The sequence below is a fragment of the Streptomyces sp. NPDC055025 genome (assembly GCF_053608565.1).
The window spans coordinates 63,857-89,485 of the sequence record NZ_JBSGVS010000040.1 but is presented as its reverse complement, the minus strand read 5'-3'; the positions used below and the strand labels follow the sequence as shown (position 1 = coordinate 89,485).

The window sequence follows — 25,629 nt, the reverse complement described above, 5'->3', positions numbered from 1 at the left end:
TGGAGGATCAGGGCGTGCCATCCCTCGTCGACCACGGGCGAGGGCGCCATGTGTCCGCTGGTACGTCCGGCCGCGGTGGCCACGAACTTCAGGGCCTCCAGCGTGATGCGCTCGGCGAGGGGCTGTTCCATGCCGGGGTTGGCGCGCAGGACGGTGGAGGTTACGCCGGCGAACTCCTCGGCCGTCAGCAAGGACCGGGCGTCGCGCTTCGCGGGCGCATGTGCAGCCATACTCATATGTGCCTCCTGTTTTCGGATGGGTGGTGACCCGCCCCGGCCGGGTTTTCCTGGCCGGATGCGTCCAGCCGGGGCGGGGGTTCAGCGGTGCGACCGAGTGCTACCACTCGTTGCCGCAGGTACGGCACTTGTGTGCCGCTCCCTCCGGGTGCTCATCCGGATCCAGATCCTCGATATCGCTGTCGTCGCACTGGCTGCACTTCATGCCGGTTGGTCTTCCTGATGGATGGGTGGTGGAACCCGCCCCGCCGGAGTCCTGGCCGGGGCGGGAGGTCAGTGGGGGTGGTGCTGCGGCGGGTCGAGTGCCGGCCGCGCGGTACGCGTCGGGCCGTCGTCGCCCAGCAGGTCGTCTGCGGTGATCGGCGGCCCGTGCCACAGCAGCGTCACCCTGTGCCGCGGGCAGTACGCGCCGGACGCGTCCTCGATCGGGAAATCATGGGACCCCTTGAGACAGGCCGTCATCGTCCCGTCCCTTCACCGGGAAGCTCCTCGCCGTAGCGGGTGAGGAGCCACTCGCAGTCGAGCGCGAGAAGCCGGACCTGTACGTGCGCGGCCAGCTTGCCGGTGGCGAGAGGTTGCTCGGCATCGGTCGAGATGCTGTTCAGGCGAGTGGCCAGGACGTACCACTCCCGGCTCCCGCGCCATAACTGATCGACCTGGGCCCGCGCGACGGGAAGTATCTGGGCGACGTGGCCGCGAAGGTCCGTGGCCAGCCTGTCCAGTTCCTCATGGGTGCCTGCTCCGTAGCCGACCAGCCGGGCCTTGTCGATGGCGGTTTGTACAGCGCTCTTGGCATTCGTCTGTCTGCCCATGGCTGCCTCCGTGCGCACTCGTGCGGGCATCGTGCGCGGCTTGGCGCGAGGCGCCCGGAATGCCGCTTCCCAGAACGTAGGGAGGCGATGTGCGCGCACACCAGGGATGTGCAGAACTTTGCATGACCCCTTCGAGTGAAGCGGGCTGACCTTCGCACCCTTGACTGCACCCCTCCTGCCCGGGACAGTCCTGCAAAGAAATGCAAGCCATTCTGGACGGAGGCTGCCATGCCGCTATTGTTCGTCGGAATCGACCCCGCCACCGAGCAGGACAAAAGCCCCACTGTGTGGGTTGACCTGGAAAGGGAAGAGTTCATCTTCCAGGGCTGGAAGCCGAGCCCCGAACTCGAAGCGGAGTGCGCCGCGTTCGAGGTGCCGGGGCACGCGAAAGGCATCCCGGACGACGAGGCCGTGGTCCGCATCCCGGCCAGGATGGTGCAGATGATCAGGGAGGCGTGCGATGCCGTCGAGCGTCCCGACGTTCGCTGAACTCCTCGCCGGCTGCACACGCTCGGCCATCCATCTGGAAATGCGAGATGTGTACGCGGTCAGCAACGAAGTTGACGGCTTCACCAGGTGGCTCCACACAGGCCAGCGCGACATGAATCCCGAGTCAGAGAACTGGGCGCCGTGGGTCGACATGATCTCCCGCGCCGTGGCCCGCGGCGTCGTCGTGCGCCGTGCCCGCATCGTGTCGGAACCGGTCACCGACTACATCCGCTACGAGCACTCCGGAACGGCGGTGAATCTCCACGCAGGAGAACTCGTGCGGTGGCTTCCGCGCCGGCACGCCTCGGACATCGCACTCCCCGGGAACGACTTCTGGCTCTTCGACGGGCGCCTCATCCGCTGGAACCACTTCGCCGGTGACGGGTCGTGGACCGGTGAGGAGATCAACGAAGAGCCAGCCGCAGCCAAGTTGTGCGCCGAAGCATTCGAAGCTGTGTGGTCCCGCGCCATTCCCCACAGCCAGTACGAGATCCACTGACAGGAAGCACCGGTAGGCCAGCTCATGCCCGTCTCTCCCTCATCGTCGGCTCAGGCCGCACGAGAAGCCGTCGCCGGACGGCTGCGCGACCTTCGCAAGGGAGCGGGACTGACGATCGTTGAGCTGGCCCGCCGGTGCGGATGGCACTACTCGAAGACCTCCCGTATCGAGAACGCTCTCACCGGCCCGTCAGCGACGGACATCCGCCGATGGTGCGCCGCCGTACATGCCGACGACCAGGCGCAGGACCTGATCGCCCAGTCCATCAACGCCGAGTCGATGTACAGGGAATGGCGTGACCAGGTACGCAGCGGACTGAAGCACCTGCAAGACGGGCTGACGCGGCTCTACCGGGAGACCGAACAGGTCCGGGTGTACTCGTCCACGGTTGTGCCTGGCCTCCTGCAAACCGAGGGCTACGCCGCCGGAGTCCTGGCCATCGCCGCCCAATTCCACGACCGCCCCCAGGACGACATCGCTGAAGCAGCCCGAGCCCGCGTGGACCGATCGCGGGTCATCCACGAACGGGGGCACCGCTTCGTGTTCCTGCTGGAAGAGTCCGTCCTGCGCTACCGGATCGGCAACGCGGACGGGATGGCAGCGCAACTCGGTCACCTGCTGTCTGTTGGCGCGCTGCCCGCAGTGTCGCTTGGCATCATTCCGATGGCGGTGCACGAGCGGGTGCAGTGGCCCGAGGAGACCTTCTGTATCTACGACGACACGCTCGTGTCCGTGGAGCTGGTCTCGGCCTCGGTGCACGTCACCCAGCCCTCCGAGATTGCCCTGTACGTAAAGACGTTCGATTGCTTGCGAAGCATGGCCGTGTACGGCGCCGAGGCCCGGTCTCTGGTCGTGAAGGCCATCGACTCCCTGTCCTGAGCCCGAACATGCGAAAGCGCCCCGCCTCCCGGAGGAGAGCGGGGCGCCTGTACGTACAAGGTCAGCGAAGCAGAGCGAGCACGCCGGTCGCGGCGCCAGCCACACCGGCGAGGACGCCGATGGTGGGCAGCGGCCACCGGTTGCGTTCGAGGGTACGGAGCCTGGTCTCGTGGTCTTGGACGTCGGATCGGATGTCCTTGTTCTCGTCGAGGATTCCGTCGAGCTTGGTCTCGATCCGGTCGACCGTGCGGGCCAGGTCTCTCACCTCCTGATAGGTCTGTGCCGGGCTGATGTACACGCCCGGGTCGGGCGCCGTGCCCATCAGACCGGCTGCTTGTTGGGCACCACGTAGGTGATGCCGAGCGCGCCGAGGATGGCGAGGGCGACGGTGACGCCCTCGCCGGTGGTGAACGCGCCGTCCTGGACGGCGGTGGCGAGGGCGGCGGAACCGGCCGCGAGGCTGGCAACGACCGCCTTCGCGAAGCTGGAAATCCTCATGGTGAATCCCTTCGTTGGTGCAGGTCAGAGGGCTGGACCTCCGTAACGGAGGTGCAGGTCAGGAGGGCATGGCGTGCGTAACGCACGTCATGCGGTTATGCGCTACCGCCGGTGATGTCGACGTCGACCTTGACGACCGCCTCGGCGATCGCCTTCTGTACGGCGGCGACCACGGTGGCGGTGTCGACGTCCGCGCCGACCTGCCCGGCCAGCGAGGTGACAGCGGCCGTGAGAGCGGCGACCTTGGTCTCCGTCCTACGCGTCACGATCTCGATGTTGCGCACGCTTGTGGCCAGCACGATGTGTGTGTTGGTGGCATCGGAGACGGGGTTGACGATGACCCCGTCGAGGGTCAGCACCCGCCGTGCGATCGTCTCGGCGTCCGCGTCCGTGATGGGCATGTCGTCCTCCTCGGTGGTCTGGCCGGTGGCGCGGGCGACGATGCCCGGGAACACGACCGTCTTGAACTGGGCGATGCGGGCCTTGCCGGGGCAGGCCGTACCGGATGTCGACCACTGCGGGAACATCGAGTGGTAGCCGAATCCCTTGTCGTCGTGGGTGCGGCAGATCCGCAGCGGGATGTCGTGGGTGCGGTGCAGCCAGACACCCAGGTCGATCAGTTCCTCGACCTGCGCGTCCGTCCACGGGTCGGTGCCCTCGGTGTTGGAGGCGGTCTCGGCCGACACGGCGCCGGTCCCGTCGGCCCTGCGGTTTGCCCCGGCGTTCGCGTCCGCGCGGGTCTCGGTCCCGATGAACTGGCCGACGTCGCCCGCCTCGTAGCCGATCCCGAAGTGGGACTCCAAGCTGGTGGAGTCGCGCCAGTACTCGTACACGCGCCGCGCTGTCCACGGCGCGATGATCGAGTGGACGATGAACTGGGTCGGCTTGATGGCTGGCTGCGCGTCGCTCTCGGGCTGCAACTCGTACTTCGTGGCGCCTGGATACCAGGCCATGGTGCCTCCGGGCATGACGAAAGCCCCGGCCAGGCGGCGCGGGGCTCAGGGGTGGGGTGGGGTCAGGTGGCGGACTGGTAGGTGCCGTAGACGCGGACGATGTCGCCGGCGGCGAGGGTCCAGGGGACGGCCGAGGTCCAGGCGTCCCAGTCGCCGGCGGTGGAGGTGGACGGCCACCAGCAGGTGCCTGTCGTGGTGGCGCCGGTGGGGGTGACGCAGCGGCCGATCGCGAAGTTGACGGTGCCGGTTCTGCTGCACTGGAGTTCGAGGGGGCCGGGGGTTAGGCCTGAGGATCCTGTTACGGGCAGGCCGATGCTGAGGTTGCCGCTGCCGAAGGTGGTGGTGCTGCCGACGGTGAGCTGGGCGAGCACCATGACGGTGCGGCCCCATTTCATGTAGCGGCCGGTGAGGGCTCCGTTGCCGAGGGCGGGGGCGGTTCCGGTGCTCACGAGGGTGGGCGTGTAGGTGGTCCACGCGTCGAACATCGAGGCGAACTGGTCGCGGACTTCGACGTTGAGCATGACGTCGGTGACGACTTCACCGACGACCCAGGTGCGCGGGCTGAACGTCACGGCATCTCCGGGTCCGGGTCGCCCGGGGACTCGGGCTCGGGCTCCGGCATCTCCGGATCGGGGTCGGTCGGGGGTTCCGGCTCGGGCTCGGGGGTGTACGGGTTGTTGGGATCCAGCGGATGCCACCAGTTGCGGTCGCGGGTCAGCGGCAGAGCGAGCATCTCCGCCTCGACCGCGCCCGGGTCGTCGGGAACGATCAGCGTCACCCAGTCGCGCTTGCACTCCGTGCACCCGAACCGCTGGTCGACCAGGCTGACCAGGAGGGCGCTCGTGCACTCGGGGCAGTCGGCAAGCCACCGGTTGTGGTTGATGCGCGCGTACACCGGATCGGCGCCGATCACGAAGCCGGTGGGGATCGGGGTGCGGCGGCTCAGCCGGTAGTCGACCCAGTGGTACACCAGCTCTGCCCCGGGTATTCCGGACCAGTCGGGTGCGGGGCGTCCGGGGCGGGGGCCGGGGGGAAGGTAGTAGGTCTCCGCGCGCAGCACGGGGCCGGGGTCGGGCTCGGGAATGGGCAAAGGGGTCTCCTCAGTAGGCGAGGCGGGTGGTCTGTCCCAGCAGCCCGTATACGGGGTCGCCGAGGACCCACACGGAGTCGCGGGCGCTGGCGCTGGTGCGGAAGGTGACGGTGTGGGACTGCTCGCCGATGACCTCGGTGTAGCCCTCGACGGTGACGCGCATCTCGCTGACCGTCTGGGAGGGCAGGTTGTAGACGCTGAAGAAGGAGCTGATCTCGGCGTCGAGGATGTCGCTGTAGAACGGCAGCGTCGCTGCTTCGATCTCCACCTCGCGGAGTTCGGGCTCCGGGTCGGCGTAGCGGGAGACGGTCCAGTACGCGGCGGACAGCACGCTGTTGTCGCTGGTCTTCAGCAGATTGAGCGGGCTCGGCTGGTAGAGACCGAACGCGGCGATGCTCGCGGGATCGGTGGCGCGCTGCACGGCGCCGCCCGGCCGTGACGCCTCGATGCTGTTGACCAACTTCTGGTCGTCGTCGGCGAGCCCGAAGCCGCCGGTTTCCAGGTCGGCGTAGTCGACCGTGAACACCTCTGACACGGGATCCGGGTTGTAGCGGACATCCCTCGACTGGTAGGCCAGCCCGTACCAGTCCCGCTCCGCGAACAGGCGGGCGGACTCGGTGGTCGAGACCTCCTGCATCCGGGTCAGGGGGCCGGAGCCGCCTTCGCCCTGGCTCGCGACCGGGTCGTGGGTGGTGCCCCACACTGTGACGGAGTCGATGCCCGCGTACCGTGCGAGCCGGGCGATCCGCAGGTCCGCGGTCTCGCCCGCGTACCCGGTGGTGCCTGCCACCCAGTGGTCTGCCAGGTAGGAGCCGGCCGGGCCGGTGGCGTGGCGGATCGCCACGTGGGCGATCTGCCCGGCCCACAGGCGGGCGCCCCGGTATCCGGCGATGTGGAGCATCCGGTGGTTGATCATGCTGGCGACGGCGAGGGTGCCGCCGACCTGGGAGCCGTCCACCCAGACCGTTTTGGCGTTGTTGTCGTGGACGATGTGGTGCCAGTTGCCGTCCGCGAGGTTGCCGCTGGAGGTGGTGACTACGGACAGGGCGTCGCCGGTCTCGGTCGACTCAACGGTCAGGACGCCGGAGCCGTTGAGGGCGAGCACGAGCTGATGGTCCAGCCCGGGTTCCCAGAGTCCGAGGATTGCCCGCCCCGCGGTGCTGGTCTTGATCCAGACCTCGACCAGCGGTGACATGGCGGTGTGGGAGGGGGTGACGTTGCTGTCGGACTGGAAGCCCGCGCCCAGGTCCCCGGTCAGATAACGCCCTGCGGTGGCGCTGGCGGGGGTGAGGGTGAGGCTGGTGTCGCCGGTGGCGGGCAGTCCGTCCGTGCCGAACGCCAGCGTCCCGCCGCTGGATACCTGGGTCTGCGCGAGGGCGCCCGCGCCGCGCCCGGACAGGTCGCCGGCGGCCGTCGCCCCGGACGGCTCGGCCAGGGGGAAGTAGCAGGACAGCAGGTCGAAGACGGGGATGATTTGGTCGGCGGTGAGGATCTCCTCGCCGAGCATTGACACCAGTGGGGGAAGCCTGCCGAGCTGTTTGAACAGGTCGCTGGCCGTGATGCTGACCGTGCTGTACAGCCCGTTCCAGGAGACCGGCAGATCGTTGAGCGTGCCGTAGAACCGGCTCCGGACCCGGTGCCCGGCGAGGTCGAACTCCGCGTAGTCGGCGGTGCCGCCGGTGCGCGTAGCCACCAGTTCGACGATGACGGACTGGCTGCTGACCCAGGCGGGGGTGGCCAGGGTTCGGCGGGTGGTCCAGTTGTGGCCGTCGCCAGACGTGTCCCAGTAGAGCGTGCCCGCAGCCTCGCGGATCCGGAGCCAGGCGTGAGCGATCGGGCTGTAGGTGAGGGTGGTCGCGCCCGCGTCGAAGTACGACGTCTCCGACACGAGCCGGAGGGTTCCGGCGACGGGGCTGTAGGTGAACCCGGCCCGGGTGCCTGCCGTGGTCGAGTTGACCATGACGGACACGGATGCCGCGGAACTGCCGCTGATACCGGGTGGGGTGGCGAACTTGATGGAGAACTGCGACCCAGCCAGCGTCCATTGCCGTGCGGACTGGTAGGCCGCGAACCCGGCGGGCACGACGGGGATACGGGCCCGGCCGCCGACCTCGGTGACGCCGCCGTAGGAGTTCACCCACAGTGCGGGGTCCACGCGGTCGTCGTCGAAGTCGTCGGCCAACTGCGCGAGTGGCCAGGGTGCCGGGCCGGTACGGGCGGTGGTGGTGGTGACCGCGCACCGAATCGGCGTGTTCCTGCGGACAGTCCAGGGCGACGCCGGATTGCGCGGAGTCAGGTACCCGTCCTGGTTGTCCAGCACGGCGGTCAGGGTGGCGGTCTGGATCTCGGCGTGCTCGTCGGCCGCGCCCCGGTCGATCCGCACCCTCTGCCGCATGTCCACGCGCCGGGAGAGGTCCGTCCAGACGATCGAGCCCTGGTCCTGGACCTGTCCGCCCCACCCGGCTTCCATCAGGATCGCCACCGCATCCCCCTTTTTCACCGCACGCCTTGCGTCCGCTTGTACTGCGTGAGCACCCGGTCCAGCTCTCGGCCCACCGCGACCGGATCCGCCGGGCCGTCGATGTGGATCTGGATGTTGTAGACGACCCCGCCGCCGCCTGCGGGCAGCACAGCCGCGCCCATGACGGGGCGCGTCGCCGCGACGCGGCCGGCGACCTGGGCCATGGCCCGGTCCAGGAAGGGGATGCCGCGGACCGCGCCGACAGCCAGGCCCTTCGTGGCGTTCTCGCCGTGCGGCATCATCTTCGTGGCGGGCGACCGGATGCCGAGGGCCTGCTTGATGGCCTTCTGCATCCCCTTGGCGATCGTGATCATCTGCTTCTCGATCGCCGCCTGCTGGCTGGTGAGCCCGGACAGGAAGCCCTTCGCGGAGTCCTTACCCGCGTCGTACATCTTGTCCGCGCCGACCCTGCCGAGCGTGGCCGTACCTGAGTCGATGCTTTTCTGCGTGGAGTTGATCGCGGCGAACGTCGTCTTGTCCGCACCCACCAGGGCGGACGCGTAGGCGTATCCGGCCTCGGGCCCCATGTCGAGGATCTGCCGAAGGAGGCTCTTGTTCAGGCCGCGCTTGGCGAGCTGGCCGATGTAGGACGTGAACTGCTTGATCTGGCTGAGCTTCTGGGACAGGCCCGCTTTGATGCTGCCCGCAGTAACCTGCTCGGGCTCCAGGCCGAGGCTCCCGAGCGACGCCTGCTGCCGGGCCGCCGCCGTCAAATCGGACGCGTATTTCTTGGCCGTTGCGATCTTGGAGGCGAGCGCGTCCCGCTTCGTAGCCAGGCCCTGAAGCTTGGCGGTGTCCCGGTTGACCATCGCCACGAGCTTGCTGTCCTTCGTGGACCTGGTGCCGGACCACGCCTTCCAGATGTCCTCGACCAGGTCTTTCGAGACGGCGGCGATCTTCGCCTTGGACCCGGTCAGACCGACGACCAGCCCCTTGCCGGCATCCTGGGCGAGGGCCTTTGTCTTCTTCGACGGCGAGGCGATCTCCAGCTCGGCGCGGATCCCGGTCAGGATCGCCGCCGCCATCGCCCGGCCGCCCGCGCCCACCTCATCGGTCGACACGGACATGCCCCGGCGCAGCCCGAGGCCCGCGTCCCGGCCGGCGGACCGGGCATCGGCCACCATCCGCATCGAGGAGCGGTGATCGTAGATCTCGGTGCCGCCCCCGCCGAACCGCATCAGCTCGGGGCCTTCTTCGCCCACCCACGCCAGCTCGCCGGGCTTGGGCTTGCCGCCTGACGCGTAGCCGCCGATGGACTTGGCGAACGCGGACGCCTTGGAGCCACTCGTGCGGTACTGGACCATGATGCTGGCTGTCGCTGTCCGGCCGTCCATCGCGGCCAGTTCCCGCTTGGCCTGCGCGATCTTCGCCTGGAGGTCGGATATCTCCGCCCGGACCTTCGCCTTGCGGGAGTCGGGAACCGTGGCAAGCCGGGACTTCGCCGTGTTCAGCTTGGCCTGGAGGTCCTCGATGTTGCCCTTGAGCCTGGCTGTCTTGTTCGGGGTTTGCAGGATCTGGTCGGCAAGCTTCTTCGCCGCTCGCTCGTTGCCCGTTACGCCCTCGGTGAGCTTGAGGATCTGGGCGTGGCCGCGGTCATAGATCCCGTTGACGGTGGCCCACGACGCGCCGTTGGCGCGGGCGCTCTCGGCCGCCTTGATCGTCGAGGCGGCGATGTCGTCCAGCGCCTGGTTGTTGCTGCGGCCCGCCTCGGTGTTCTCGCTGAGGGTCCGGCCGTTCTTCTTGAACGCCGCGTCGGCCGCGTCGAGCGCGGCCTCCATGCCACGGATGCCTCCGCGGGCGGTGAGAGTGGCGTTGCTCAACGCGTTGATCGACTGGGACAGTCCGTCCGCCGACATCTTCTGCGCGTCGAGTTTCGCCTGGACCTTCTGCGCCTGCGCCCCGAACAGACCCTGCGCGTCGGCCGCGAGCCGCGCCTCGAACGCGGCGTTGGCCAGCGCCGCGTCGTAGTCGTCGAGGCTGGATGCCAGTTGCGTGGCCTGTGCCGGGTTCATCCCCTTGAGCATCCGGTCCAGGGCGGCCTTGGCCTGGTCCGGCTTCCCGCCCGAGACAAGGTTCGCCAGCCCCTTGTCGATCGCGTCGAAGCTCGCGGTGAGTTCCTCGGTGGCGTATCCGGCGGACAGGAAACCGCCTGTGATGTCGGAGCCCCAGTTGTTGAAGGACTCCGCGAGGCTGGGGTCGGCCACCTTGTCCATCTGGGCGCGGAGCTTCTCGAAGCGCGTGCCGAACTGGGTGGCGAGTTCACCGGTGACCTGCCCGGTAGCGCCCAGCCTGCCCAGGGAACTGGTCAGCTTGTCGACGTCCGGAGGCGTCCGCTGCCCCATCTGGTGCAGCTCGGAGAGCGCGATGATCAGCAGCCCGATCCCCGTCCCCGCAACCGCGAGCTTCGCGGTCCGGGACAGCGCGCCGATCGCCGCGCCGGCTGCGGCGAGACCGCCCGGTGCGGCAGCCGCGGCCACCCGCATCGCGACCAGCTGGGTACCGAACGCGGCCAGCGCGGTACGGGCAGCGGCCACACCGACGGCCGCGAGCTGCACCGCCTTGATGGCGACCGCGAGCTGGAGCATGGCAGCGATCGCCCCGGGCGGGACCGCGGCGACGATACCCGCCAGGCCGTTGACGACCTGGAGCATCCCGACCCCGACCTCGGACCCGGCCTGGAGCAGGTTCATCAGCGCGCGGCCGACGTTTCGGAGGGTGTCCGCGACGAGCGGGCCCTGCGCGCGGGCGTAGTCCATGAACTCAGCGGCGCCGCTGCCGACTTTCCCGGTGTCGCCCGTGCGCATCAGGCTGACCAGCTCGTCGTTCACCCGGCGCAGAGTCCGGGTCGCGAACGACTCGAACTTCCCGTTGAGCCGGTCCAGGCCGGGGGACTCCATCCCGCCGGCCAGGATCGTCATCATCCGGTCCAGCTCGCGCCCGGTGCCTTTGACCAGGCCGCTGGTCTTGGGGAGCAGACCGTTCAGCACGGCCATGCCCTTGGTGACCGGCGTCATCGTGTCGGCCGCCAGATCGTCCGACCATTCCTTGTACTCGTCCTTCAGCACCGACAGCGCCGCCGCCGCACGGCGCGTCTCGGGCGGAAGCTGCTTCACCGCCCGCAGGTACTCCTGCTGCGCGGTCACCGCGGCCTGGGACGTCCGGCCGCTCTTGGCGACCGCCTCGGTGTACTTCTTCTCCGCCTCGGAGGCCTCCGTCATGGCGGAGATCTGCGGCCCCAGCGCGGCACCGTAGGCGGCCAGCGCAACCGCGGCGGCCCCTGCTGCGGGGGCGACCGGGGCGAGCGACGCTGCCACCGGGATAGCGGCCGGCGCCAGGCTGATCAGGGCGCCCTTCAGTGCTGTGACCGATTTGGCGCCCAGGTTGTTCTCCCGGGTGAGAGCCGCCATTCGGTCCGTTGTCGTCCGCCCCAGCCGGTTCATCGCGGCTTCGCCGTTGATGGACGCGGTGAGGAGACGGCGCCCCAGCCGGGTGGCGTTGTCCCCGGCCCGGTCCAGGACGCGGCTCAGGTGGTCGCGGCCGTCCAGGATGAAGCTGAGGCGAGTCGCCATGCTCACTCACCTCCCGACTGCTGGGCCTGCTGGTAGGCGTCCATACAGATGACGAGCGCGTAGAAGTCGTCGACGAGCTGCTCGTCCACGACGGTCGGCGGCATGCGCGCGAGGTGCGCGAAGAGCCAGAGGTACTGGGCCCTCAGGTCTCGGATGTCGAGGTCGCAGAGGTCGTCGGCCCGGGTGCGGACGCTGCTGTCTCGGGGGCGGGGTCTTTTCCCCCCGCCTCGGCCTCGGCCCGGAGCTTTTCGATGTAGGCGCGGGCGTGGTCGGGGTCGGCGGCTGCGGCAGGCACCTCGCGCAAGGCGTGGACGATCTGGCCGGGGGTGATCTCCGGGTCGGCGGCGGAGATCCCGAAAGCGCCGTCGACCCATTCCTCGACCTCGCGCTTGTCGTAGCGCGTGACCATCTCATCGACACCCGGGTCGAAGTTGCTGAAGCGCAGCGTCAGGTCGGCCCTCTTCCTCAGGACCCAGACCACGCCGCGCATCGCGTCCAGGTCCTCGTCCATGAGCCCTTGCTTGATCTGCGGCCACTTCTGGTCGATGGTCTGGGCCACGATCGACGCCTCGGACGTCAGCAGCGACCTGGCGTCGTACTGCTCAGGCTCCCCGCCGACGGGCGTGTAGACGATGATCACAGGGTGGTCTCCTTGCTGTTCAGTCGCCGAGCTGGCGGCGGATGTCGTCGGTGATGCGCTCGACCTCGGCGCGCATACGGGGCTCGTGGCGGGCCGCCGTCCGGTCCCACCACAGCGGCGTCACATAGGTGTTGGCCCAGCGGCGCCGGTTGCCGTACACCGGGTGCCGCACTCGGCCGCCCGGGGCCTCGTTCATGGTCTTGGGCATGTTCCGCAGGTCGGGAGGCAGACGGCCCTTGTCGACCCACACCCGGGCCCCCGGATTCCCGCTGATCCGGACGCTGATCCGGATCGCGTCCGCGATGGTGCGGCGCAGGGGGCGCGTCGTCGGGGAGGGTCCGCCCTGCCGGGTCGAGCGGCCCCGGCTGCTGACGGTCATCCCGGTCATCACGTCCTGGAGATCCCGGTGCAGGGGCTCGGCTGCTCGCCGAAGACGCCGCTGGAAGTTGCTGCGCAGCGGCGCCCCGCCGGCCGCGTGCAGGCGCCGGGACAGGTCAAGGAGCTGGCCGGTGCCCAGGATGCGGAAAGACCCTGCTGGCATGACGGCCTCCGGTCAGAGCGTGATGTCCGTGCTCATGTATTCGATGGCGGGAAGGTTCGTGCCGTCGAAGAGGGCGGTGAACGCCAGCGTGGGCTTGATGACCTCGAAGCCGTCGATACTCGGGGGCGCCTCGTCGAACTTGACCACCGGCAGCTTGATCCGCAGCGTTTCCTTGTAGGTCGACGCGATCGTCGGGCCGATGAACTCCCACACCAGGGACGTCCCGCCGTCGCTCGTGTGCAGGTCGTCGAGGATGGTGTCGACGTAGTCCGTCTCCAGCGACCCAGTGATCTTCGTCAGGTCGTTGCTGATCGGCTCGGCCTTCGTCGCCGCGCTGTTCGCGTAGAACCGGTCAACCGCCTGGGGCCTCTCAAATTTGACGGACACCTTGCGGATCCCGTCCCGCGCCGTCTCCGCCCCGAACGTCCCCGTCTTGAGGCCCATCTGCGCGAAGTTGAACGGGGCCATGCCCGTCGGGTACGACGCGACCGCGAGAGTCTGCGTCTCGTCCACGTCCTGCGCGTCGATCTCCAGCGACACGGTCAGCATGCCGCCGACCTCGCAGGAGAACTCCGCGCTGATGATCTTGCAGCCGGTGAACGTCTTGTCGGTCACCGTGCCCGTCGTCAGCGGCACGCCCTTCTGGATCGTCAGCGACTTCCCGAAGACGTCCGCGAGCGTGTGCGTCTGGAGGTACGCGGCCGTGACGCCCTGCTGCACCGGGGTGACCGTGGTGCCCATGAACGCCTGGAGGATCACTCCCATCAGCTTGTTCATGACCTCCATGTCGACCGTGCCCGACCCCTCCCGCTGGGTCACCACGCGGCGCGACGCCGACGCGAGCTGCCGCCCCGCCGCAACCCCCGCCGACACCGCCGTGGTCTTCTTGAGCACCAAGCTCTCCTTGGTGAACTCCGGGAACACCGTCGGCGCGACATACGTGCCGTAGGTGGACTCCGCGGCGATACCGAGCTGGCCGCCGAGCCCCGAACCGATCGCCATCTCATGCCTCCTTCAGCGGCGACTTGGCCGCGGTCTTCTTCACCGGCGCCAATGCGGCCGGCGGCTGGTCGCCCTTGGGTTCCTCGACCGGCTCCCAGATCCGCGTCTGGCAGACGTAGGCGTCGAACCGGCCGTCCGGAACGGTCACGACTTCGTCCAGGCCGACGACCCGGCCCTGCCCGAGCTCCGGCACGACGACCGGCTCGGGCCCGATGTAGCGCACACGCGCCATAGCGTTCTCCCTCTGTTCAGGTGGGGTGGATCAGATACGGGCGCGGCACGTCACGGTGAAGCCGAGACCGGCCAGCGAGCCGCTGTCGGTGTCCTGGACCAGGTCCCCGGCAGTCAGATGCGCCCACTGGACCGTGCCGTTCAGTGTCGGAGCCTCCGGCGCCGCATCCGTCGCGCGCAGCGCAACCTCCACCGCGGCGAAGATGTCGAAGACCGCCCCGCGGTGCAGAGCCATGTCCTTGTCGCCCGAGCGGGACTCGGCGTAGCAGACGATCGAGAAATTCTCGTCCCGGGTCCGGGCACCCGCCGAGCTGAACGACTGGGTCAGCGCAACCGCCGACCCACCGCCGTTCGGCTGGTAGCCGACGTAGATTCGCTGCCGCTCGGTAAAGTTCGTCGACGGCGGCCCGTCCACGATCAGAATGTCCGCCAGGACTGGCGCCGCGCGCAGGATCGCCAGCAGCGCGTCCACCGCGGCGGGTACACGGGAGGCAGCCATCAGGCCACCGCCGGCGGCAGCTTGAACGGCTCCAGCAGCTCCAGCACCCGGGCCGGGATCGCATAGCCCCAGCCCGGTGTCGGCTGATTCACGTCGAAGCCGTCATCGCGGCCAGCGCCCTGTGCCGCCCCGTACTGGGTCCGCCACAGATGCTGGAGCATGATGCGGGCCGCCAGGTTGATGGTGGCCGGGACCTCTCCCCGGCCGGCGGTGTAGGTGATGCGCAGCGGGCCGTACAGGCGTCCGCCGTTGAGCCTGCGAACCGCGCCTGTGGCGGGGTCAAGGTCGAGGCCGTCGGTGTCGTACCCGGTGCCGCGGGTCAGGACGGGGACCACGCTGGTCAGGGACACCGACGGGGTCTGGCGCAGCACCAGCACCCACGCCCCGGCCGCCGGGATGGTGTAGGTCTCGGTGACCGACCTGTTCTCCACCGGACCGATGTGCGCCTCGATGGCGGACGTCACGCCCTCGACATACGCGGCCAGTTCGATGTCGTGGGCGTCGGTGACGATGTCGAGCTGGGCCTTGGCGTCGGCCAGGGTCAGCAGTGCCATGTCAGCCCCCTCAGGTGCGCGTGATGGGGGCGGTGTTGGGGAAGCCGAGCAGGATCGTCGCCCCGTAGATGCCGCCGGTGGTGGTGCCGGACGGGGTGGCCACCGCGCGCAGGTAGCGCTTGGTGCCGGTGTAGCCGACCTCGAACACCTTGTCGTCGTCGGAGGCCCCGACGGTGGGCAGCGTCCCTTGCAGGTCAGCCGCAGCGGCGGCGGCCCACGACGAGCCGTTGTCACTGACTTCCAGGGTGATGGCGTGCGAGCCGTCGGTGATCGTGCCGGTGTGCACCAGCAGCATCACCGACTGGTGCCACTCGTTGCTGCCCGCCGCCCCGGACAGGGTCCGGTCGACGGCTGTTCCGTTCGCGGCCGCGGTGCGGGCGGTGATCGCCAGGGTCGCCTTGGCCCGGACGTGGTTGTAGACGGTGCGCTTCACTCCTCGTCGCCTCCCTCGGGCTTCTTCGCGGCGGCCGTCTTGCGGGCGGCCGTCTTCTTCGCCGCAGACGCGGGGGCGCTCTGCGGGTCGTTGTCCTCGGGCGCCTTGGCGGGTGCCACGGCCTCGGGGATGACGACGGCCTCGAACAGACCCTCGCGCCCCTCGACGACCGGATCGTGGGCGGCGACCAGGTCGCCCTTGACGATGCGCCTGTTCTTCGGCGCCCAGAACGTGTCCTTCGCGCGGTACATCAATGTGTGCTCCTCACACAGCGGGGCGCGGGCAGCAGCGTGCTGCCCGCGCCGTTGGCGGCTGGGATCAGGTGATGTTGAGGAGCCGGAACGCGTCGGCGTTGACGACGTCGGATCCGACGCGCCAGTAGGCGAACCAGCCGGCCTGCCCGTTGGGGCGGCCGTTGGCGCCCTTGACGAGCGGCTCGTAGACCATCGTCATGCCGACCCGGTCGATGATGTAGAAGTTGCGGAAGTCGCCCAGCAGCAGGGCGTAGTTGTCGACGGTGGCGTTGATGACGCCGTCCATCGCCGACGCCTCGTAGATGGGGGCGCCGAGGAGCTGCTCGGGCTGGCCCATGCCCAGGTTCGCCCAGAAGCTGGAGCCGCCGGCGGTGTCGAACTGACGGGTCTTGTTGATGATCGTCTTGTTCGCCATCCACGACGGGTTGCCGGTGAGGCGGTGCCGCGGGGGCAGGGCCTGCTCGACCGCGTACACGTCGGCGACCGCGTAGGTGTCGGTGGTCGCCGAGGGAACGACCGACCCGGCGACGGCCGACACGGCGGTGATGACGCCCTTGGCCCGGGTGGTGCCGTTGCCGGTGGCGAAGGCCTCCGCCTCCAGGCGGTCCTTGGCGTCCGCCAGGAGCGGCCCCACCTCCGTCCCGAACCCGGAGTCGGCCAGGACCTCGAAGGATCCCTGCACATACGCGCCGGCCTTCTTCGGGGTGATGGACGGCTGGGCGAAGCCGGGCGAGGCGTCCGCGGCCTCACTGCCCTCGTCGAGCCACTCGGCCGTCACACCGGCGGACGAAACGCCGTTCCACGAGTCGGTGGTGATGGTCTTGACGGTGGAGACCTGCCGGAACGGGTTCGCGCTTCCGGCGTTCGTCAGGATGATCGTCGGGTCCAGCGTGAACGGGACCAGGAAGCCACCCGCCGAGTCGGTCAGCGACATGGCGCGGCGGTGCGCCTCGGCCAGCTTGTAGGCCGCGGCCTCGTCGTCCTCCAGCAGCGCGGGAGAACCGCCGTTGGACAGGAGCGCCTCGAACGCGCGCATGTAGTCGTCACTGCCGGTCAGGAGGAGGTGCTGGGCGATCCGGCCGCGCCGGTCCGAGCGGACGAGCTTCTCGACACGCTCCTGCTGGTCCTCCTGCATCTGCTCAGCGGCCAGTTCCACCGCGTACAGGGCGCGGTTCCGCAGGTCGGCCACGGTGCCCCGGTCGTGGACGTTGGCGCCGCGGACCCGGTCGAGGTCCTCGTAGGGGTTGCCGCGGTGGCGGAGGAAAGCCGGCCCGTCGCCTGCGGGCTCGCGCTCCGTGGCGCCAGGGATGTTCGCTGCCGAGCGGACCGCGTCGACACGCCGCTCGTGCTCGACCTGATCGTTGTATGCCTCCTGGGCGGTGTCGATCTCGCCGAGCAGCTCGGTGGCGCGCGACGCCTGCTCGTCGGTCGGCTCCTCGATCTCTTCCAGTTCGAAGAGTTCGGAGCGGATCGCGTCGAGCGACTCCCTGAGCTTCTCGCTCTTCTTCTTGCGCTTGGTGGTCACAGGGCCCTCCTGGCCTTGATCTCTGCGCGGACCTTGGCCCACGCGATCTTCTGCCGAGCGGAGTGCCTTTCGGGCGGGTCCTCGGCGGCGGGGCCCGGGGTGGGGTCGCCGTCGGCCGGCGGGCCCGCCGGATCGCCCGCAGGGGGCGGATCCAGGGGGGTGCCGGTCCGGAGCATGTTGACGAGCCGTTCACGCTCGTCCTCGGGCATCTGGCCCAGGAGCGTGACGAGCTGCTCGGCTCGGACGCCGATCACGGCGGCGTCGGGGTAGGCGGGGAACGGGGTCGGCCCGTACTCGCGCAGCTTGATCTCCTGGCGCCGCACGGTGCGCAGTTTGCCGTCGCTGTCGGGGCGCCAGCCGCCGCGAGGCGGACGGCCGGGGTCGGAGCGCACGAACGCGCCGCTGAAGGACTGCGCGGTGATGGAGCCCTCGCGGATGTTCTCCAGAACCTCGTCGGCCAGCTCGGTGCGGTTGTAGCGGGTGACGGTGAGCAGACCGCGGCTGTCCGCCTTGATCTCCACCGGCGCACCGATCGGCATCGCCCCGCGCTCGGACGGTGTGCCGAACAGGGTCCGGCCGTGGTTGTACAGCACCCCCACCCGCCAGTTCGTGCGCGAGCCGGCCGGGGCAAGCTGGGTCAGGGTCCGCTCGAAGCTACGGCGGTCGATGGCCTCGTTGTAGTGGCCGTCCTGGTCGTAGATCTCCGTCGGGGTGTCGAACACCGCGGCGTACGCCTCGACCGTGCGGCCGTCCCCGCCGGCGCGGACACGGATGTCCTCCAGCGGGAAACTCCGCGTGAATGCGTCCATCACGCTCCCTCGTTGGGCTGTGGGCTGGGTGCGGGTGTGCCGGGGCCCGTGCCGGGCTTCTGGAGCTGCACGGAGTACAGGCCGGTGTGGACGAGCAACGAGAAGTCGTCGGCCTCCACGGCCTTGATGACCGAGGCAGGCTCGAAACCCGCGTCGGTGAGTTGCCGGATGGTGCGGGACTTGAGTCCGGCGATCTCGGCGGCGTCCTTGCTGTCCTCGCGCAGGAACGCGATGTCCCGCTCGTCGTACCAGAGCTCCGCGCCCGCGGGGACGTTGACCAGCGTGGCCAGGGCGCCCGCCGCCTCGCGCCACAGCGGGCGCATCGTGGCGTCCGCGAACCGGCGCCTGGCGGCCGTGTAGTTCCCCGCGTTCAGGCTCGACCCGGCCAGGCTCTCCGAGAACCCGGCGATGGACGGCGGCACACCGGCCGCCGCCGCGAGCCGGGTCTCACCCGCGCCCTGGGTGGCCCTGAAGTCGATCTGCCCCAGATCCCGGCCCGCGATCGTGACGTCCGCACCGCCGCCCAGGTACAGCGTCCGGTACGCGTTGTCGAGGCCCTGATGCGATGCGTCCATGGCTGCCTTGAAGGCCGCGAACTTCTCCGGGGTCAGCTCCTTGTCGTAGGACACGATGACCTGCGGAGTGGCGCCGTTCTCGAAGTACTTGAGCTTGTGTGTGGTTGCCGCCGAGTCGCCGGTGATCTCCCGGACGATCGGGGTCAGCCACGACATGCCCCGGTAGTGGAACTCCGGGTCCGGGATCGGCGCGAAGTGCGCAACCTGCTCGGGCAGCAGGAACACCGGATCATCCCAGGTGCCGTGCGGGGCGTACCCGTAGCCGACCAGGTCCCCGTCGATCGCGTCACCCGCGAGATGCGGCTCGTCCTGGCTGCCCGTGACGATGACGACCCAGTCCGGCCGCAGCCGCTTCAACCGGCCCGGGTTGTAGTCGGTCACGAAGGCGTTGCCGTTGAGGTCGGCGTCCTGGATCATCCGCGACAGCAGATCCCCGGTGGTCCCGTTCGGCCACGGCTTCTCTAGGATCTCCAGATCCTTGGTTCCGAACAGCTCGCCGGGGCGGCCGTTGCGGATCTGCCGGAACTGGAACCGGGCCTCGCTGAAGACCATCTGGCGGACCAGCATCAGCGCGAAGACCGGCCCGTTGCGCTTGTACGCGAAGCGGACCGCGGCCTCGAAGTCCCACGCGGACGAACGCTCTTCGCCGTTCGTCGGCCGGCCCAGGCCGAAGTAGGTGTTGCCGCCGGTCGACCACGAGGCGTCTTCGAGGACGGTCGACAGGTCGAAGCGGCGGAAGGCGCGCTGGAGGAGGTTCACGTCGCCTCTCCTGGGGTGCGGCGGTCTGCGACCAGGACGACGGTGAGGCCGGGCGGTGACGCCTGCCAGGCGGTCACCTGGTAGTCGACCTGGTGCGCCACGGTGATCAGGCTCCCGTTCACCCGCAGTGCGTGCTCGCTGGCTGCCGCGATCACGTCCAGCGCGATGCAGGTGATGCGCGGGGCATGGACCACCTCGATCCCGCCCGGGATCCGGCGCAGCGTCAGCTCACCGTCCATCGTGCTCACCGCCCTTCTCGTCGCCGCCGACGTCGACCAGCAGCAGGAACGACGCCGCAGTGATCGCGCCGCCCGCCGTGAGCCCCCAGGCGGCGCCGAACTCCAGCCCGACACCCACGAAGGCGGTCAGGCAGCCGGCGGCGTAGCCGAGCCGGGACCAGGCCAGGGCCGTCACCCGCCGTAGTCGCTTCACCCGTACACCGCCCACGCCTCCACGTCCTCCTCCGGCTCCTCGACCTCCGCGGTCAGTCCCCACTTGGCGTGGGTCACCGCGACCAGCGGACTGATGTCGACGTTCACGCCACGCCGGGCCCACGCCCACGCATCCCCAAGGGAGCGCTGCTGCGCGCCGGCCAGAGCTGTCGCGAGCGGCGCCTGGTCCAGATGCGACAGATTCCCCTCAGCGACCGCGTCGTAGAACTGGCCGGCGGCCTGCACGACGTCCCGCGTCTTCATCTCCACTACCGGGGCCAGGAGCGCGGGCTCGTCGGACTCGTCCTCCGGGTCGACCTTCAACGCGGCCTTCAAGTCCCGGGTCAGCGCACCGGCCGGACTGCTCGGGTCGATGACCCAGCAGCGCGGTTTCCACTTCAAGGTCAGGTCCCGGGCCCGCTGCTTGAACCAGGCCGTGCCCGGCCGGTGCTCAACGACCTCGGTGTGCGTACCGCCCCGCCACTCACCGGCCACCGCGATCGCCACATGGGTGCGCTCCGGGGGCATGTCGACCGCGAACACCACCGGGTCCGACGGCGCCGCATCCGCCGCCGCCAGCGCCCTCCACACGTCCTCGCCGATGACCTGCCAGGCGTCCGCCTCGTCCGACGGATACTCACCTACACCCAGCCGCTCACGCCCGTACCCGCCCGCAGACAGCGTCAGCCGCTCGTTGGCGACCTTCTCCAGCGTCAGCCGGAACCCCACCGCCGGATTCGACTTCAGCACCGCCTCGTCGGAGGCCGGGTCGTCGTGCCTGTCGCAGTCCGGCGGGCACTCGTCGGCATGCGGGTCCGCGGACCACTCCATGTACGCCAGCGACGGATCCGGGACCCCCGCCTCAATCGCCGCCAGGGCCCGCCGCCGCAGACGTCCGAGCTGTACGGACGGGGCACCGATACCGGCCGATCCCAGGTACCAGATCTGCGGGTCCTCGATGGCGGCCATCGTGGGCAGCAGGGCGTCCATCTCGTTGTCGCCGAGAATCATGTCCTCGTCGAGCATGTTGGACCAGCCGCTGAACCCGCGCCCGGAACCCTTGCTGCGGGCGATGAACCGGAGCATCGCGCCGTCGTGCAGCTCGATCCACTCCTCACCCACGGTCTGCCGGTACTGCTTGACACGTTTATGCAGGTCAGGACACCCACGGATGAGCCGCTCAATACGGCGGAACGCGTTCTTCGCCGTCTTGAACTCATGCGCGCTGTGGAGGATCAACTCCTCGCCGCCGATGAACAGGCCCCACAGCTCCCGCGCTTCGATCACGCCGCCCTTGCCGTTCTGCCTGGGCACATTGACCGCGACCTCGAAAGCGGCCCAACTCCCGTCCGCCTTCTCCGCCATGCCGACCCGCAGCACATGCTGCTGCCACGGGTCCAGGTGCAGCCCGGCCTTGGTGGCCAGGTCGATCGCCTCCTGGCCCGCCGTGGACACCGAGGGGGGCGCGGTCTGGATCGGCGGCTCCTGCCACCCGTACAGGCGTCCCTCAGCCATCGGCGGCCTGCTGGCGGGTCGCTGCCCGGCGCTTCGCTCGCTGCTCAGCAATGTCATCGACCGCGTCCCCCTTCGACTGCACCGGCGCGAGCGCGCGCAGCTTCGTCATGACGGCCGTCAACTCCCGCGCGACCACAGCCTGTGATGTCGGCGCGTCCCCCACGGGAATCGCGTCGAGAGCCTGAGCCAGACGCTCCGCAAGAGAGACCAGCCCAGGGGTTGACTTTTCGGCGCCGAGTGCTTCGATCTCGGCCCGCACCTCATCGAAGATCATCCCGCCCCCGTTACACAGCGTAATGTCACTCAGGGTGACCAAGATCAACTAGGGTCGATAGCGGGGTCCGGGGGAAATGATCTTCAAACCGGCCGCGCAAAAAAGAGGGAGCGACAAGGGCTTTTGGGTCGCCCGTCCTCCATCACCCGTGAACGGACCGCCCCCCTGGGGTGATCGTGATCCGAGGCTCGTGTGTCTGCCGCCGGCCGGGCTGCTCTCCTAGTGGTGACGCCTGGTCACCAGGGCCGTGAGGCCTGGGGCATCGCGGAGCGTGACCGGGTGGTGCGGTGCTTCTTGTACCAGCGCTCGGCGACCGCGGCCATGCCGGGCTGCCTCATGTCGGCGATGCGCCGCATCACGATGTCGCGGCCCGGATCGACGGTGATGATCTCGGCTCCGAGCCGCTTGTAGTTGGCGCGGTCGCGGGGGCTCGGGCTGGTGTTGATGAGGTAGACGTCGGTCTTGTCGAGGAGCGTCTCGGCCTCGCGGATCGCAGCCCACCGGGCCTTGTGTACGACCTTCTCCAGGTTGCGGGTGTAGGCGCGGTCGCCGGCGCCTGGCCCGGAGAGGGCGAGGGCGAGGAGGTCGAAGTCGATGACCACGTCGACGGCCTTGGCGTGCGCCCGGATCCAGCTCGACTTGCCCGCGCCGGGCGGGCCGGTGACGACGTACAGCACGGTGCGTCACCTCCTGGTCCTACGGCCGCCACTCCTCGCGGTAGCCCGCGCGGCCTTCGAACCGCAACACTCGGTAGCGCACCGCCTCTTCAAGGCCCTGCGCTCTTCCCACGTCGCACATGTCCGGGTGCGCGATTGCGGCGACGGTCGACTGTGCCTCGACGTAGGCGGCGAGCAGTTGGCGGTCGGCCGTGATCTCGCGCAGCACCCGAGCCGGATCGTGGCGGGCAATGTGCCTCGCCTGTCCGACTGTGAGTTTGCCGCTCTTGTCGTACAGGACGATGTCTTCGGGCGGGCCGTCGTCCTGCGTCCAGCGGCCGGGAGTGTCCCCCTTGGCGCCAAGCGCCGCCGATTCATCGTCGTCGAGCTGGGCGCGGAGGAAGGCCACCAGGTCGTCGGTCATGGCGCTCATGGTGTCACTTCCGGTCGCTCGACTCGTGCGCCGCGCAGCGGGTCCTCGGGGCTGCGGTCTTCGAGCAGCGCGTCCAGCGTCAGGGCGACGGTGAAGGCGTTGTACTCGTCGGGGTGGTTGAGGCAGACGTGGCCGCCGGGGAACTCGGTGCCGTGCCAGACGCGGCCGTCGGTGAGGTGCAGGCGGAAGGGGCGCGCGAACTCCATGGTCATCGCTCCGGTGACTCGGTGGGGCGGTAGATGTCGATGCCGTCGGTCCCGGCGATGACCAGTACGTCGACGTCCGGGAGCCGTTCGCGAAGCCGGTCGGCAACGGCCTTGGCCTGTATGACGGGGGCGGTGGCGGGCATACGGACGAGGACCGTGTCGCCGGGCCGGATGACGGTGAGGTTGGCAGCGAGGCGGACATCGATGCCCTGGTCGGTGTCGCTCATGGTCACCATCTCCGTGAGGTCTTGAGTGGCTGTGGTCCGGTCCGGTTGCCCTTGGCGCTGTTGCAGCGGCGGTGCATGGGGCGGGCGTTGGCCGGGTCGAGGAGCGAACCGCCCTTGGACAGCGGGATGACGTGGTCGAGGGTGAACGACATCGGGTGCCGCGCGTCGAGGCGGGGGTCGATGTTGTGGCCGCAGCGGGCGCAGGGGAGGCCGCGGGCCTTCAGCGAGGCGACGAGACGGCGGTAGGGGCGCCCGTTGCGCGGGTTACGAGCCACGGGCGCCACCTCCGCTCTACGGCTGGTCGGCCTCTGCGGCCTCTCCACGCTGACGCTCGCGTTCCTCGATGGCGGCCTGGTTGCTCTGGGACAGGCCGTCCATGTAGGCGTCGAGGTAGTCGGTCTCCGAGAGGCCGTTGCACTCTGTGGGCTGCGGGTCCGTATCGGTCTCCGGGTCGAAGTCCGCCGGCCGTTGGCTGACGACCTCGGCTACGGCGTCGATGCACTGCTGAGTGATCTCTGCCTGGCTGAGTGCTGGTGACGCCGTTGCTGTGGCGGTCACTGTTTCCGCCGGTGCGGGGCTGCTGTCGCTGCCGCACGCGGTGAGGGTGGCGAGGAGTAACGCCGTGGCGATCGCGGCTGTGGTGGTGCGCATGGTCCCCCCTGGACTGTGCGGATGAGGGGGCCATCGTGGCGCGTGGGTATGAGGCGCGTCCGTGCGGTGACGGTTCCGTGACATGGCGAAGGCCCCGGCGCGTTGGCGTTCGGGGCCTTCGTTGTGTCTCTCCGGGGGCCGCTGCCGCGTGTTGCGGAGGATCCGGTTGCCCGGTTCCGGCCTTGTCCCGGCAGTTGGTGTCAGGCTGGTTGTGGACACAGTCCTGCGGGGCGATCGTGACACGGCTCTGACCTGCGCGTCAAGGGCCGGTCGATCGGGTGGCGCTTGGCGAGGAGGGCGTAGACCTCGCTGCTGGCGTAGTAGGGGTGCCGGGCGGTTCCGCCGGCCTTGTGGAGTTGGCCGCGTTGGACGAGCTTGCGGACGCCAGCGAGGCTGATGCCGAGGTCGTCGGCGGCACGCTGGGCGGTGAGGTGGCCGGGCGGTACGTACATGACTCCATGGTCGCCTACGGCCGCCACTCCTCGCGGTAGTCGGCATGGTCGACGTAGGGCAGGGCGGCGTTGCGGAGGACGTCATGGGCGAACTCTTTGGACTCCTCGTAATGCCAGCCGACGATGATGCCTTCGCAGTCGTCGAGAGTCTTCCGCTTGGCGTCGATCTCGCGCAGCACCCGCGCCGGATCCTGCGCCACGATGTGCTCAGCAACGCCAGCCCAGTTGGCGGAGGCGCACTCTTCTGCTCGATCACCTTCGGTGGCGACGATGACGCCGGTTTCCCCGATCTGCCGGAAGCTGTCACCCGCCCTGCGGGCGATCTCCTCGTCCTCGTTGAGCCGGGCCCGGATGAAGGCCACCAGGTCGTCGGTCATGGGTTCATCCTCTCGTACAGCGGCCCCGCCGCAGTGTTTGCGACGGGGCCGGGTCCTACGCAGCGCCAGCGGCGGGTCAGCGCTCTTCGCCGTCAGCGAGACCGAGCCACGGCTCCCCGTCGTCCGCCTCTTCGGCTTCAGCCTCAGCCGCGTACCGGGCGTCGTCCTCAGCGTCGAGTCGCGCCTCGTCGGCCTGATCCATCTCGTACAGCTCCTCGCCGGTGAAGAGGTCGGCAGTGGTCATGCCGTCGTACTCGTCGCTCATCTTGGACTCCTCGTCGTTGCTACGGACAGGGGAAGTGGCTGGGCGGGTAGTGGCCGCCGCAGGGGCCGCAGTAGCGGGTGTGGAAGTTGATGCCGAGCGCCCGGCACAGGTGGCGGATCATGCGCTCTCCACCCGCTCTCCGGCGCGCTCTCCACGGCTCTCCGGCTGCTCTCCGGGCGGAGAATCGGCGGTCTGACCTGCGTCTCCATCCGTGGAGAGGGGCTCCTCTCCGTCACGGGGGAGGAGAGGGGCGAGGTCGGCGAGGCGGACCCCTGAGCGGCCTTCGACGGTGCCGATGCGGAGGCTGCGGGTGATGGGGATGCGCAGCTCGCGAAGGACGCTGCGGAGGGCCGCGTCGTCGTGCCCGTGCATGAAGTCGAGCTGGCGCATCGCGGGGTACAGCTCGGCGAGGTGGATGCCGGGGCGCTGGCCGATGAGCTGGACGAGCCAGCGGGCGAAGACCGCGCTGGGGTCCGGCGGGGGCGTGTCTACCGTGGTGGACACCGCCTCGGGGGTCTCGGTGTCGGCGAAACCCTCCTCGTCTGCGGGGGCGGGCTTGGCGGTCCGCCAGGCCGCGATGGTCCAGGCCCCGGTGAGCACCCACAGGATCGCGGGGCTGCGCTCGATGGTCTGCCAGCCCACCACCCCGACGGCGCCCAGGACGGCGGTACGGCAGGCGGTGGACTTGGGCTGGCCGAGTTCGGTGACCCAGCCGGTGATCCGCCCGATGTTGAGGCGGTGTCCGGCCACCAGGCGGCGGCCGGTCCGCTGCAT

The 25,629-nt window shown here is 69.5% G+C and carries 37 protein-coding genes and 1 pseudogene; 4 read left to right on the top strand and 34 right to left on the bottom strand.

What is annotated here, in order from left to right:
- The 3 genes and pseudogenes from ACWGDX_RS24290 to ACWGDX_RS24280 form a co-directional block, all read right to left on the bottom strand.
- Positions 1-236, bottom strand: a pseudogene (locus ACWGDX_RS24290) (glycine-rich domain-containing protein); the annotation flags it as partial.
- Positions 237-509: 273 nt separating this feature from the next.
- The gene (locus ACWGDX_RS24285) at positions 510-698 is read right to left on the bottom strand and encodes a hypothetical protein (RefSeq protein WP_453628731.1); all 189 of its coding nucleotides are present in this window, start codon (positions 696-698) and stop codon (positions 510-512) included.
- Entirely contained in the window at positions 695-1,048 is a 354-nt protein-coding gene (locus tag ACWGDX_RS24280; RefSeq protein ID WP_453628729.1) for a DUF6415 family natural product biosynthesis protein, read from the bottom strand. The genes ACWGDX_RS24285 and ACWGDX_RS24280 overlap by 4 nt, the downstream gene beginning before the upstream one ends.
- A gap of 228 nt (positions 1,049-1,276) precedes the next feature.
- Here ACWGDX_RS24280 and ACWGDX_RS24275 point away from each other — a divergent pair, with 228 nt between their 5' ends.
- The 3 genes from ACWGDX_RS24275 to ACWGDX_RS24265 are packed head-to-tail and all read left to right on the top strand — an operon-like array spanning position 1,277 to position 2,915.
- Complete coding sequence (locus ACWGDX_RS24275; protein ID WP_453628727.1) at positions 1,277-1,537, top strand: hypothetical protein; 261 nt, start codon at positions 1,277-1,279, stop codon at positions 1,535-1,537.
- Positions 1,509-2,036 carry a DUF6879 family protein gene (locus tag ACWGDX_RS24270; RefSeq protein WP_453628725.1) on the top strand — a complete coding sequence of 176 codons (528 nt, stop codon included), beginning with the start codon at positions 1,509-1,511 and terminating at the stop codon, positions 2,034-2,036. The genes ACWGDX_RS24275 and ACWGDX_RS24270 overlap by 29 nt, the downstream gene beginning before the upstream one ends.
- Before the next feature lie 24 nt (positions 2,037-2,060).
- Entirely contained in the window at positions 2,061-2,915 is an 855-nt protein-coding gene (locus ACWGDX_RS24265) for a helix-turn-helix domain-containing protein (protein ID WP_453628723.1), read from the top strand.
- 61 nt (positions 2,916-2,976) lie between these two features.
- Here ACWGDX_RS24265 and ACWGDX_RS24260 read toward each other — a convergent pair whose 3' ends face one another.
- The 28 genes from ACWGDX_RS24260 to ACWGDX_RS24125 all read right to left on the bottom strand — a co-directional run bounded on the left by ACWGDX_RS24260 (position 2,977) and on the right by ACWGDX_RS24125 (position 23,761).
- On the bottom strand, positions 2,977-3,237 hold the full coding sequence (locus ACWGDX_RS24260; protein WP_453628721.1) for a hypothetical protein: 261 nt from the start codon (positions 3,235-3,237) through the stop codon (positions 2,977-2,979).
- Positions 3,237-3,413 carry a hypothetical protein gene (locus ACWGDX_RS24255; RefSeq protein WP_453628719.1) on the bottom strand — a complete coding sequence of 59 codons (177 nt, stop codon included), beginning with the start codon at positions 3,411-3,413 and terminating at the stop codon, positions 3,237-3,239. The genes ACWGDX_RS24260 and ACWGDX_RS24255 overlap by 1 nt, the downstream gene beginning before the upstream one ends.
- A gap of 95 nt (positions 3,414-3,508) precedes the next feature.
- Positions 3,509-4,366 carry a peptidoglycan recognition protein family protein gene (locus tag ACWGDX_RS24250; RefSeq protein WP_453628717.1) on the bottom strand — a complete coding sequence of 286 codons (858 nt, stop codon included), beginning with the start codon at positions 4,364-4,366 and terminating at the stop codon, positions 3,509-3,511.
- 62 nt (positions 4,367-4,428) lie between these two features.
- Positions 4,429-4,938 (bottom strand): hypothetical protein, encoded by a 510-nt coding sequence (locus tag ACWGDX_RS24245; RefSeq protein ID WP_453628715.1) that lies wholly within the window; start codon positions 4,936-4,938, stop codon positions 4,429-4,431.
- On the bottom strand, positions 4,935-5,456 hold the full coding sequence (locus tag ACWGDX_RS24240) for a hypothetical protein (protein ID WP_453628713.1): 522 nt from the start codon (positions 5,454-5,456) through the stop codon (positions 4,935-4,937). Before ACWGDX_RS24240 ends, ACWGDX_RS24245 begins: the two co-directional genes overlap by 4 nt.
- 10 nt (positions 5,457-5,466) lie before the next feature.
- Positions 5,467-7,938 carry a LamG-like jellyroll fold domain-containing protein gene (locus ACWGDX_RS24235; RefSeq protein ID WP_453628711.1) on the bottom strand — a complete coding sequence of 824 codons (2,472 nt, stop codon included), beginning with the start codon at positions 7,936-7,938 and terminating at the stop codon, positions 5,467-5,469.
- Between the two features lie 14 nt (positions 7,939-7,952).
- On the bottom strand, positions 7,953-11,546 hold the full coding sequence (locus ACWGDX_RS24230) for a hypothetical protein (RefSeq protein ID WP_453628709.1): 3,594 nt from the start codon (positions 11,544-11,546) through the stop codon (positions 7,953-7,955).
- 142 nt (positions 11,547-11,688) lie between these two features.
- On the bottom strand, positions 11,689-12,186 hold the full coding sequence (locus tag ACWGDX_RS24225; RefSeq protein ID WP_453628708.1) for a hypothetical protein: 498 nt from the start codon (positions 12,184-12,186) through the stop codon (positions 11,689-11,691).
- A gap of 19 nt (positions 12,187-12,205) precedes the next feature.
- Positions 12,206-12,727 (bottom strand): hypothetical protein, encoded by a 522-nt coding sequence (locus tag ACWGDX_RS24220; RefSeq protein ID WP_453628706.1) that lies wholly within the window; start codon positions 12,725-12,727, stop codon positions 12,206-12,208.
- A gap of 12 nt (positions 12,728-12,739) precedes the next feature.
- Positions 12,740-13,729 carry a phage tail tube protein gene (locus ACWGDX_RS24215; RefSeq protein ID WP_453628704.1) on the bottom strand — a complete coding sequence of 330 codons (990 nt, stop codon included), beginning with the start codon at positions 13,727-13,729 and terminating at the stop codon, positions 12,740-12,742.
- Position 13,730: 1 nt separating this feature from the next.
- The gene (locus ACWGDX_RS24210) at positions 13,731-13,961 is read right to left on the bottom strand and encodes a hypothetical protein (protein ID WP_453628702.1); all 231 of its coding nucleotides are present in this window, start codon (positions 13,959-13,961) and stop codon (positions 13,731-13,733) included.
- Positions 13,962-13,991: 30 nt separating this feature from the next.
- Positions 13,992-14,459 (bottom strand): hypothetical protein, encoded by a 468-nt coding sequence (locus ACWGDX_RS24205; protein ID WP_453628700.1) that lies wholly within the window; start codon positions 14,457-14,459, stop codon positions 13,992-13,994.
- Positions 14,459-15,013, bottom strand: coding sequence for a head-tail connector protein (locus tag ACWGDX_RS24200; RefSeq protein ID WP_453628698.1), 555 nt, complete (start codon positions 15,011-15,013; stop codon positions 14,459-14,461). The genes ACWGDX_RS24205 and ACWGDX_RS24200 overlap by 1 nt, the downstream gene beginning before the upstream one ends.
- Before the next feature lie 10 nt (positions 15,014-15,023).
- Complete coding sequence (locus ACWGDX_RS24195) at positions 15,024-15,446, bottom strand: hypothetical protein (protein ID WP_453628696.1); 423 nt, start codon at positions 15,444-15,446, stop codon at positions 15,024-15,026.
- A complete protein-coding gene (locus ACWGDX_RS24190) occupies positions 15,443-15,697 on the bottom strand; it encodes a hypothetical protein (RefSeq protein WP_453628694.1) in 255 nt (84 codons plus the stop codon). The genes ACWGDX_RS24195 and ACWGDX_RS24190 overlap by 4 nt, the downstream gene beginning before the upstream one ends.
- 67 nt (positions 15,698-15,764) lie before the next feature.
- Entirely contained in the window at positions 15,765-17,225 is a 1,461-nt protein-coding gene (locus ACWGDX_RS24185) for a phage major capsid protein (protein WP_453628693.1), read from the bottom strand.
- Positions 17,222-18,034, bottom strand: coding sequence for an HK97 family phage prohead protease (locus tag ACWGDX_RS24180; RefSeq protein WP_453628691.1), 813 nt, complete (start codon positions 18,032-18,034; stop codon positions 17,222-17,224). Before ACWGDX_RS24180 ends, ACWGDX_RS24185 begins: the two co-directional genes overlap by 4 nt.
- Positions 18,034-19,368, bottom strand: coding sequence for a phage portal protein (locus ACWGDX_RS24175; protein WP_453628689.1), 1,335 nt, complete (start codon positions 19,366-19,368; stop codon positions 18,034-18,036). The genes ACWGDX_RS24180 and ACWGDX_RS24175 overlap by 1 nt, the downstream gene beginning before the upstream one ends.
- Positions 19,365-19,616 carry a hypothetical protein gene (locus tag ACWGDX_RS24170; protein WP_453628687.1) on the bottom strand — a complete coding sequence of 84 codons (252 nt, stop codon included), beginning with the start codon at positions 19,614-19,616 and terminating at the stop codon, positions 19,365-19,367. Before ACWGDX_RS24170 ends, ACWGDX_RS24175 begins: the two co-directional genes overlap by 4 nt.
- Entirely contained in the window at positions 19,597-19,815 is a 219-nt protein-coding gene (locus ACWGDX_RS24165; protein WP_453628685.1) for a hypothetical protein, read from the bottom strand. Before ACWGDX_RS24165 ends, ACWGDX_RS24170 begins: the two co-directional genes overlap by 20 nt.
- Positions 19,797-21,314, bottom strand: a complete 1,518-nt coding sequence (locus ACWGDX_RS24160; RefSeq protein ID WP_453628683.1) for a terminase — start codon at positions 21,312-21,314, stop codon at positions 19,797-19,799. Before ACWGDX_RS24160 ends, ACWGDX_RS24165 begins: the two co-directional genes overlap by 19 nt.
- Complete coding sequence (locus tag ACWGDX_RS24155) at positions 21,307-21,588, bottom strand: hypothetical protein (protein WP_453628681.1); 282 nt, start codon at positions 21,586-21,588, stop codon at positions 21,307-21,309. The genes ACWGDX_RS24160 and ACWGDX_RS24155 overlap by 8 nt, the downstream gene beginning before the upstream one ends.
- A gap of 236 nt (positions 21,589-21,824) precedes the next feature.
- Positions 21,825-22,265, bottom strand: coding sequence for an AAA family ATPase (locus ACWGDX_RS24150; RefSeq protein ID WP_453628680.1), 441 nt, complete (start codon positions 22,263-22,265; stop codon positions 21,825-21,827).
- 19 nt (positions 22,266-22,284) lie between these two features.
- The gene (locus tag ACWGDX_RS24145) at positions 22,285-22,668 is read right to left on the bottom strand and encodes a DUF6221 family protein (RefSeq protein WP_453628678.1); all 384 of its coding nucleotides are present in this window, start codon (positions 22,666-22,668) and stop codon (positions 22,285-22,287) included.
- Positions 22,669-22,673: 5 nt separating this feature from the next.
- Positions 22,674-22,883, bottom strand: coding sequence for a hypothetical protein (locus tag ACWGDX_RS24140; protein ID WP_453628676.1), 210 nt, complete (start codon positions 22,881-22,883; stop codon positions 22,674-22,676).
- A gap of 2 nt (positions 22,884-22,885) precedes the next feature.
- Entirely contained in the window at positions 22,886-23,110 is a 225-nt protein-coding gene (locus ACWGDX_RS24135; RefSeq protein ID WP_453628674.1) for a hypothetical protein, read from the bottom strand.
- A gap of 2 nt (positions 23,111-23,112) precedes the next feature.
- On the bottom strand, positions 23,113-23,385 hold the full coding sequence (locus ACWGDX_RS24130) for an HNH endonuclease signature motif containing protein (RefSeq protein ID WP_453628672.1): 273 nt from the start codon (positions 23,383-23,385) through the stop codon (positions 23,113-23,115).
- Between the two features lie 16 nt (positions 23,386-23,401).
- Entirely contained in the window at positions 23,402-23,761 is a 360-nt protein-coding gene (locus ACWGDX_RS24125; protein WP_453628671.1) for a hypothetical protein, read from the bottom strand.
- Between the two features lie 365 nt (positions 23,762-24,126).
- Between ACWGDX_RS24125 and ACWGDX_RS24120 the strand changes: the two genes are divergently transcribed.
- Positions 24,127-24,252 carry a hypothetical protein gene (locus tag ACWGDX_RS24120; RefSeq protein WP_453628669.1) on the top strand — a complete coding sequence of 42 codons (126 nt, stop codon included), beginning with the start codon at positions 24,127-24,129 and terminating at the stop codon, positions 24,250-24,252.
- On the opposite strand, the gene ACWGDX_RS24115 is transcribed toward ACWGDX_RS24120, so the two are convergent.
- The 3 genes from ACWGDX_RS24115 to ACWGDX_RS24105 form a co-directional block, all read right to left on the bottom strand.
- Positions 24,228-24,590: a DUF6221 family protein gene (locus ACWGDX_RS24115; RefSeq protein WP_453628667.1), complete on the bottom strand. Its 363-nt coding sequence runs from the start codon at positions 24,588-24,590 to the stop codon at positions 24,228-24,230. The genes ACWGDX_RS24120 and ACWGDX_RS24115 overlap by 25 nt on opposite strands.
- A gap of 76 nt (positions 24,591-24,666) precedes the next feature.
- Positions 24,667-24,855, bottom strand: coding sequence for a hypothetical protein (locus ACWGDX_RS24110; protein ID WP_453628665.1), 189 nt, complete (start codon positions 24,853-24,855; stop codon positions 24,667-24,669).
- A 117-nt stretch (positions 24,856-24,972) separates the two neighbouring features.
- The gene (locus ACWGDX_RS24105) at positions 24,973-25,629 is read right to left on the bottom strand and encodes a hypothetical protein (RefSeq protein WP_453628663.1); all 657 of its coding nucleotides are present in this window, start codon (positions 25,627-25,629) and stop codon (positions 24,973-24,975) included.

Bases quoted from the DNA above. Each gene is read 5' to 3' on its own strand.
- ACWGDX_RS24285 (WP_453628731.1), bottom strand. From the start codon at position 698: ATGACGGCCTGTCTCAAGGGGTCCCATGATTTCCCGATCGAGGACGCG.
- ACWGDX_RS24280 (WP_453628729.1), bottom strand. From the start codon at position 1,048: ATGGGCAGACAGACGAATGCCAAGAGCGCTGTACAAACCGCCATCGAC.
- ACWGDX_RS24275 (WP_453628727.1), top strand. From the start codon at position 1,277: ATGCCGCTATTGTTCGTCGGAATCGACCCCGCCACCGAGCAGGACAAA.
- ACWGDX_RS24270 (WP_453628725.1), top strand. From the start codon at position 1,509: ATGCCGTCGAGCGTCCCGACGTTCGCTGAACTCCTCGCCGGCTGCACA.
- ACWGDX_RS24265 (WP_453628723.1), top strand. From the start codon at position 2,061: ATGCCCGTCTCTCCCTCATCGTCGGCTCAGGCCGCACGAGAAGCCGTC.
- ACWGDX_RS24260 (WP_453628721.1), bottom strand. From the start codon at position 3,237: ATGGGCACGGCGCCCGACCCGGGCGTGTACATCAGCCCGGCACAGACC.
- ACWGDX_RS24255 (WP_453628719.1), bottom strand. From the start codon at position 3,413: ATGAGGATTTCCAGCTTCGCGAAGGCGGTCGTTGCCAGCCTCGCGGCC.
- ACWGDX_RS24250 (WP_453628717.1), bottom strand. From the start codon at position 4,366: ATGGCCTGGTATCCAGGCGCCACGAAGTACGAGTTGCAGCCCGAGAGC.
- ACWGDX_RS24230 (WP_453628709.1), bottom strand. From the start codon at position 11,546: ATGGCGACTCGCCTCAGCTTCATCCTGGACGGCCGCGACCACCTGAGC.
- ACWGDX_RS24220 (WP_453628706.1), bottom strand. From the start codon at position 12,727: ATGCCAGCAGGGTCTTTCCGCATCCTGGGCACCGGCCAGCTCCTTGAC.
- ACWGDX_RS24215 (WP_453628704.1), bottom strand. From the start codon at position 13,729: ATGGCGATCGGTTCGGGGCTCGGCGGCCAGCTCGGTATCGCCGCGGAG.
- ACWGDX_RS24210 (WP_453628702.1), bottom strand. From the start codon at position 13,961: ATGGCGCGTGTGCGCTACATCGGGCCCGAGCCGGTCGTCGTGCCGGAG.
- ACWGDX_RS24205 (WP_453628700.1), bottom strand. From the start codon at position 14,459: ATGGCTGCCTCCCGTGTACCCGCCGCGGTGGACGCGCTGCTGGCGATC.
- ACWGDX_RS24200 (WP_453628698.1), bottom strand. From the start codon at position 15,013: ATGGCACTGCTGACCCTGGCCGACGCCAAGGCCCAGCTCGACATCGTC.
- ACWGDX_RS24190 (WP_453628694.1), bottom strand. From the start codon at position 15,697: ATGTACCGCGCGAAGGACACGTTCTGGGCGCCGAAGAACAGGCGCATC.
- ACWGDX_RS24180 (WP_453628691.1), bottom strand. From the start codon at position 18,034: ATGGACGCATTCACGCGGAGTTTCCCGCTGGAGGACATCCGTGTCCGC.
- ACWGDX_RS24160 (WP_453628683.1), bottom strand. From the start codon at position 21,314: ATGGCTGAGGGACGCCTGTACGGGTGGCAGGAGCCGCCGATCCAGACC.
- ACWGDX_RS24155 (WP_453628681.1), bottom strand. From the start codon at position 21,588: ATGATCTTCGATGAGGTGCGGGCCGAGATCGAAGCACTCGGCGCCGAA.
- ACWGDX_RS24145 (WP_453628678.1), bottom strand. From the start codon at position 22,668: ATGACCGACGACCTGGTGGCCTTCCTCCGCGCCCAGCTCGACGACGAT.
- ACWGDX_RS24140 (WP_453628676.1), bottom strand. From the start codon at position 22,883: ATGGAGTTCGCGCGCCCCTTCCGCCTGCACCTCACCGACGGCCGCGTC.
- ACWGDX_RS24135 (WP_453628674.1), bottom strand. From the start codon at position 23,110: ATGAGCGACACCGACCAGGGCATCGATGTCCGCCTCGCTGCCAACCTC.
- ACWGDX_RS24125 (WP_453628671.1), bottom strand. From the start codon at position 23,761: ATGCGCACCACCACAGCCGCGATCGCCACGGCGTTACTCCTCGCCACC.
- ACWGDX_RS24115 (WP_453628667.1), bottom strand. From the start codon at position 24,590: ATGACCGACGACCTGGTGGCCTTCATCCGGGCCCGGCTCAACGAGGAC.
- ACWGDX_RS24110 (WP_453628665.1), bottom strand. From the start codon at position 24,855: ATGAGCGACGAGTACGACGGCATGACCACTGCCGACCTCTTCACCGGC.
- ACWGDX_RS24105 (WP_453628663.1), bottom strand. From the start codon at position 25,629: ATGCAGCGGACCGGCCGCCGCCTGGTGGCCGGACACCGCCTCAACATC.